This is a genomic window from Armatimonas sp. (assembly GCF_043760365.1).
Lineage (GTDB): Bacteria > Armatimonadota > Armatimonadia > Armatimonadales > Armatimonadaceae > Armatimonas.
On sequence record NZ_JAYUPA010000147.1, the window covers coordinates 1 to 6,154 of the forward strand.

Genomic DNA, 6,154 nt, shown 5'->3' on the forward strand with positions numbered 1-6,154 from the left:
AACCGTCTGCGGCTTTTGGGCTGCGCTGCCTACGCAACCGGCAAGCGTGCCCTGGGCCAGACTCATCTCGACGCGCTCACCAAGCTTAAAGACAGCGAGAAAGCTATCGCTGCCGTGAAGTGCTACGCCGCGCTGGGGGAGAATAACTCTGCCGACGCCAGCAAGCAGCTTGATGCCGCCGGGCTTCCCAAAGAGCGTGAGGCGCTGCTTCGGCTCCAGCTCGGTGAGGGGGACAAGGCGCTGACACTCGCCCGCGACGCGGTAAAGAGCCGCCCCAATCAGGTGCTCCCACAGGCCGCACTCGTGCGTATTCTCCACGCCAGCGGAAAGCTCGACGAAACCAAGACCGAGCTGGAAAAACTGCGCCCCCTCGCCGCCCGCGCGGAGCTGGATACCCCGCTGCTCGCCGCCCTTGGCACCGTCGCGCAGCAGTGCGGTGCACCCGGCGACTGGCGCGGTGCCCCGCCCGCCGACCCGCTCGCTCTGTCCCGACCCAAGATCGAGAGCCTTGGCCCGCTCTCCTGGGTTGCGCCTACAGCACCTAGCTTCTCGCTCAAAGACGGCAACGGCAAGAAGATCTCCCTGAAAGACTACACGGGAAAGCCCGTCATTGTGCTCTTCTTCCTCGGAGCCGCGTGCGAGCGCTGCATGGAGCAAGTCAATGCCTTCGCTTCAGAAGCAGAAGGTTACCGGAAGGCAGGCATAAACATTCTTGCTGTCAGCCTTGATCCGCAAGAGGAAGTCAAGAAGATGAAGCCCTTCCCCTTCCCCGTTCTGGCCAATCCTGATCTGAAAGCCTTCAAGTCCTGGCGGGCGTTTGATGACTTCGAGGACATGGCGCTCCACGGCACGTTCCTCGTGGATGGCACCGGCAAGCTCCGCTGGATGGACACGGGCTTCGCGCCCTTCACGGATGCCAAGTTCGTGCTGGGGGAAGCGCAGCGCTTGCTCAAGCTCTGAGCACCCGACTGATTCTGGGCACTCGACTTAAGAATTGCTTCACGGTTCTCGATTAGAATAGGGATCATGGCGCGCTTACTACTAATTGAGGACGAAGAACTCCTCGGCGAGATGATTGTGGAGGGTCTTGAAGCAGCTCGGCACGAGCTTACCTGGTGCCGCAATGGAGCAGAGGGCTTCGAGCGTGCGTGTGAGGGCGGCTGGGCAGCGATTCTACTCGACTTGATGTTGCCCGGAATGGATGGCTGGAGCGTCTGCCGCCGCCTACGGGATCGGCGTGACACCACCCCCATTCTGATGCTCACGGCGCGTGATGAAGTGGAAGAGAAAGTGCGGGGGCTGGAGCTCGGGGCCGATGACTATCTCACCAAGCCCTTTGCCTTCCCAGAACTCAAGGCGCGTATCGCGGCACTGCTGCGTCGTGAGCGACTCCAGCGCCGCCGGACGATCCAGGTGGCGGATCTTGTCATTGACACGGATCTCCACGAAGTTACCCGCGCAGGAAAGAGTGTCGCACTCACACGCCGCGAGTTTGAGCTGCTCGAAGCACTGGCAGCACGCGCTGGGCATGTCGTGAGCAAAGAGGCGCTACGGGCACTCTGGGGAGGCGATGCCGAGGTGGGCTCAAATACGATAGATGTTCACATGGTCGCGCTCCGTCGCAAGCTCGATAGTGAGCGCCCCGAGAGCGAGCGCCTTTTTCACACGGTTTATGGACTAGGCTACGTCCTTCGGGAGCCGAGTGGAGGGGCGAAACCATGAAGCTCTCTAAGCTCTCGATGACGTGGCGAGCACGCCTGCTCAATGGCGCACTCAGCGGCTTGGCACTGGTCGCACTTGTGGCGCTGGCCCAGAGCCGTATCCGTACCGTGCTGTATGATGCCGTGGACCGCGCGGTGCAGTCGCAGGCAGAAGAAGCCCTCAAGCACGGCTCCCCTCCGTTCATGCAGGGGGGGCGTATTATGCAGGGAGGGCGTGAGGGACGTGGCGAGGGACGCGGCTTCTTTGACTTTGGGCGCGGGCGTAGACCGTTTGGGGGGGGCGAACCTCCCATTCTGCGCTTCGGCACCACCGCGCTTCTTCCACCACGGCGCATCCCGCTGCAAGACCCCCCCGATCCAGGGCGGCCGCTCTGGTCGAAGGCGGGTTTCGAGGCCGCAAAACAGCTCGGGAAAGACATGCGCGAGGAGCGGGGAAGCGACGGTAAGCTTCTGCATGTCTTCTCGATCCGAGCGGACGGTCAGGTGCTCCAGACGGCGGCTAGTCTGGAAGAAACACAGGCCGCTCTTGCGGAGATTCAACGGGCACTTTATGCTTTGATTCTCCCGGTCGGGCTGCTGATGGCGCTTCTGGGAGCAGTGCTCACCGATATCGCCTTCGCTCCGATCCGCAAGCTCGCCCGCGCCGCCGCCGCGCTTCAACCCACGAATCTTGCGGCGCGCTTGCCACAGCCGGGTGGCAGTGACACGTTTGATCAGCTCGTCACGGTGTTAAATGCAATGCTCTCTCGAATGGAAGCAGCCTTTGTGCGCCAGAAGCGCTTCACTGCTGATGCAAGCCATGAGCTACGCACGCCCCTTGCGGTGATCAAGGCCGCGACGAGCTTTCTATTGGAGCCGGGGGACGAGCCGCTCACAGAGCGTCAGCGCCGGACGCTCTCGCGTGCGGATCGAACCGTGGATCGCGCCAACACGCTGGTCTCGGATCTCTTGCTCTTAGCACGCTCCGAGAACGGGAGCCTCGCGGTGCAGGCTGAGTCTGTGGATCTGACTGAGCTTCTGACGGAGGCGACGCGTGCGGCGGAGTTGGGGCAGCCCCCACCGCACGCTCCGGTGCTGCTGGAGATTCCCGCCGTGCCGCTCAGGACCGACCCGAAGCTCTTGCACCGTGTGGTGGTCAATCTGGTGAGCAATGCCCTGCGCCACACCTCCGCCGAGGAGAAAGTGACTGTTGCCGCGACTCTTACCGACAAACTCACCCTAACGATCACCGACACGGGCGAGGGAATCGCTCCCGAGCACCTGGAACGCCTCGGCGAGCCGTTCTACCGCCCTGACGCCTCCCGTGCCCGCGAACAAGGCGGCGTTGGCCTTGGGCTGGCGCTCTGCAAAGAGATTGTGAATACACTAGGGGGGACGCTCACCATCCAGAGCACACTCGGGGTGGGCACCACGGTGACCGTGACACTACCTGCGGTCTGAATCAGACCTCCGTGCAGAGCGCGGCGGGTAAGGTTGCTTCTTGCCCGTCCTTGGTCGCGAAAATAGGCCCGGTTTCTACCTAGTCTTTTAGCCGGGCCTTTGTTATTTTGCTCCTACTCTCCAGAGGGACTAATGAAGACGATCGAGCCGCCTTCACTGACATTGAGGCCAACTGTGCCGGCCAGAACATTATCGAGCAACGCCTTGTTGAGCTCGTAGGCTGCCATGCGCTCCGGTGAGGCAAGAGCCTTCTGGCGGCGAGGACGCCCTACGAGGTTTTTGAGCTCCTCTGTCTCGGCATGGACACCACGCGCCCAGCTAACAACTGCCTGAAGTTCCTCATGAGAGGCCCCTGCTGCACCGCGTGTTTTCAGGAGAGAGTCGATCAGGAGAGCGGTTTGTGCCACGTGATCCACGATACCGCTACGGCGGCGACGGCGTACCACGGGAGTGGCAACGGGTGTTTCTACAGCGGCTTCGGTAATGACTTTCGGTCTTCGTCCCATAATATTTTTCTTTCTTCACTTCGGTTTGAGTCCATTTTTTTCTGGACACTTTCGGTCTCATTGTCGAGACTCTTAACTGATTATACCGAAAATTTATTTGTTGTGGTATTTTTACATTGAATTACTTCGCAATTAGTGCACCCGTCGAGCCACGGAAGTGGATACTGCCCGTCGTAGGGCAATGGTGATGTTCTTCGGAGCGGTATCGGAAGCATGCACTGCATTGGTGAGCAAAATGATGGCACAGGCAGAGGCAGGAGATATCCAGATGGATGTGCCGGTGAAACCCGTATGGCCGTACGATCCCTGAGGAAGCTCTCCACGGATGGCATAGGTACTGCCTATATCCCATAGGACGCCTCGTAAACCGTCTGGCCCGGAGAGGGGCGACTGTGGCTGTGTTATCAGGTGAACCGTTTCCGGTTTGAGGATGCCCTGTCCATTGCGAAGCATCATCTGAGCGAAGCGTGCCAGATCATCTGCAGTGGAGAAAAGCCCTGCATTGCCTGAGACGCAGCCTGCGCCTTCGAGTGCCGCCGCTGTCGGGTCATGCACTTTCCCACGCCAACTTGGGATATCATCGCCCGCCGCCGTCGAGGCGCAGCGTGGAGCCAGCCGCACGCCAGGCCGGTAGGTGGTCTCAGTCATTCCCAGGGGCTGGAAAACCCGCTCCCGACAGAACTGATCCAGCGGTTGCCCGGTACTCCTCTCGATCAGTGCCCCCAGAGCAATGGCCGAGTAGTCGGAATAGACGAACTTCTCCCCGATGTTAGCCACTTTGCGTGAGCGCACGATCTCCCCGACAATCTCCTCAAGCGTGACATAGCGATTGGCGTAGGCCCCCCCCGCAGGAATCCCGGCGCAGTGGGTCGCGAGGTGCCGGACGGTAATGCCCGGGCGCTGAGAAAACTCCGGGAGGTACTTTTCTATTGGATCATCGAGGCGCAGCTTCCCCGATTCCAGCAACAGCGCCAGCGCACTGCCGGTGGCGAGCGGCTTGGTCAGCGATGCCAGGTCAAAGATCGTGTCGCAGGTCATGGGGCGCTTCGTGGGGCGCAGGCCCGCATCGCCCCAGCACGCACGCAGGGCAACTTCTCCCTTGTGCACAATGAGGAGCACCGCACCGGGGACTCCTTTTTTTTCCACGGCCTCTTCCACGAGAGCGGCGGCGGCTTGAAAACGATTCGCGTTCATTCCTGTATTGTACCGGGGTACAATTCCTACATGAACACTGTTGTGATTGTGGCGGCGGGCCGATCCGCCCTTGCAAGGTCTCCCAAAGGTAATTTCAAGGAGCTGCGTCCTGATGATCTAGCGGCAGCGGTACTGCGTGGCGTGCTGGAGCGCGTCCCTAGCCTCGATTTACAGTTGATTGACGATGTGATTCTAGGGTGCGCGATGCCGGAGCTGGAGCAGGGGATGGATGTGGCACGGGTGGCCGCACTCCGCGCCGGGCTTCCACAAAGCGTCGCCGGGCTCACTCTCAATCGATTCTGCGCCTCAGGTCTTGAGGCGATTGCGACGGCGGCGGCAAAAATTGCAACCGGGCAGGCACATTTTATTCTCGCCGGTGGTGTCGAGAGCATGACCCGTGTGCCGTTCATGGGGGAGACCTTGCGTACGAATGAGTCCCTGCCCGCCGAGACATGGCTGGGGATGGGCGAGGCCGTCGAGCGTGTCGCCGAGGAAGAAAACATTACCCGCGCTCAGGCCGACGCGTTTGCGCTTCAGAGCCAGCAGCGTGCGGCGAGTGCGCAAGCCACCGGAAAGTTCGACGCGGAGATTATTCCGATCACCCTACCCGATGGCACTGTCATCTCTCGTGACGAAGGCATCCGCCCCGAGACGACTCTTGAGGGGCTTGCGGGCCTGAAGACACCCTTTGGGGGAGTTATTACGGCGGGCAACGCCAGCCAGCGCAGTGATGGCGCCGCCGCTGTGTTGCTGACCACCGCCGCGCTCGCCGCGCACTACGGCCTGACACCGCTTGCCCACTTTGTCGGGTATGCCACCGCCGCTGTGGATCCCGTGCACTTTGGAATCGCCCCTGCCAGCGCCATTCCTAAGCTTCTCGCGCGCACCGGCATCGCGCTTGATCAAATTGACCTGATCGAGTTCAACGAGGCATTTGCGGCGCAAGCCCTCGCCAGCCAGAAACACTTCCCGCTGGACTGGGACAGAGTGAATGTGAATGGCGGCGCGATCGCCCTTGGGCATCCGCTCGGAGCCACTGGTGCCCGTCAGAGTGTCACACTACTCTACGAAGCACAGCGCCGAGGCGCACGCTACGGTATGGTGACGATGTGTGCCGCGCTCGGGATGGGAGCCGCCGGACTATTCGAGTTTCCCGCCCCGTGAATGGTGCGGACAAACCTGCGGTACAATAGCCCAGGATATTTCCGTAATCTAAAGGACACTTAGAAACTAAAATGGCAGACGCCAACGAACTCAAGCTTTTCAACGACCTTGCCCGCCAGCTCCGCGCCG

At 61.0% G+C, this 6,154-nt stretch carries 6 protein-coding genes; 4 read left to right on the top strand and 2 right to left on the bottom strand.

What is annotated here, in order from left to right; genetic code table 11:
- From ACH2EH_RS03720 to ACH2EH_RS03730, 3 genes are all read left to right on the top strand, one after another.
- Positions 1 to 960 (top strand): redoxin domain-containing protein (locus ACH2EH_RS03720; RefSeq protein WP_395139095.1); only part of this gene is annotated, 960 nt, incomplete at its 5' end.
- Between the two features lie 66 nt (positions 961 to 1,026).
- The gene (locus ACH2EH_RS03725) at positions 1,027 to 1,722 is read left to right on the top strand and encodes a response regulator transcription factor (protein WP_395139097.1); all 696 of its coding nucleotides are present in this window, start codon (positions 1,027 to 1,029) and stop codon (positions 1,720 to 1,722) included.
- A complete protein-coding gene (locus ACH2EH_RS03730; RefSeq protein WP_395139099.1) occupies positions 1,719 to 3,161 on the top strand; it encodes a sensor histidine kinase in 1,443 nt (480 codons plus the stop codon). The genes ACH2EH_RS03725 and ACH2EH_RS03730 overlap by 4 nt, the downstream gene beginning before the upstream one ends.
- 113 nt (positions 3,162 to 3,274) lie before the next feature.
- Here the strand turns inward: ACH2EH_RS03730 and ACH2EH_RS03735 are convergent, their stop codons facing one another.
- Both ACH2EH_RS03735 and ACH2EH_RS03740 read right to left on the bottom strand, forming a co-directional pair.
- Positions 3,275 to 3,667, bottom strand: a complete 393-nt coding sequence (locus tag ACH2EH_RS03735; protein WP_395139101.1) for a hypothetical protein — start codon at positions 3,665 to 3,667, stop codon at positions 3,275 to 3,277.
- 132 nt (positions 3,668 to 3,799) lie between these two features.
- Positions 3,800 to 4,861: a serine hydrolase domain-containing protein gene (locus ACH2EH_RS03740; protein WP_395139103.1), complete on the bottom strand. Its 1,062-nt coding sequence runs from the start codon at positions 4,859 to 4,861 to the stop codon at positions 3,800 to 3,802.
- 30 nt (positions 4,862 to 4,891) lie between these two features.
- Here ACH2EH_RS03740 and ACH2EH_RS03745 point away from each other — a divergent pair, with 30 nt between their 5' ends.
- Positions 4,892 to 6,025 (top strand): thiolase family protein, encoded by a 1,134-nt coding sequence (locus ACH2EH_RS03745; RefSeq protein WP_395139105.1) that lies wholly within the window; start codon positions 4,892 to 4,894, stop codon positions 6,023 to 6,025.
- The last annotated feature ends 129 nt before the right edge of the window (positions 6,026 to 6,154 follow it).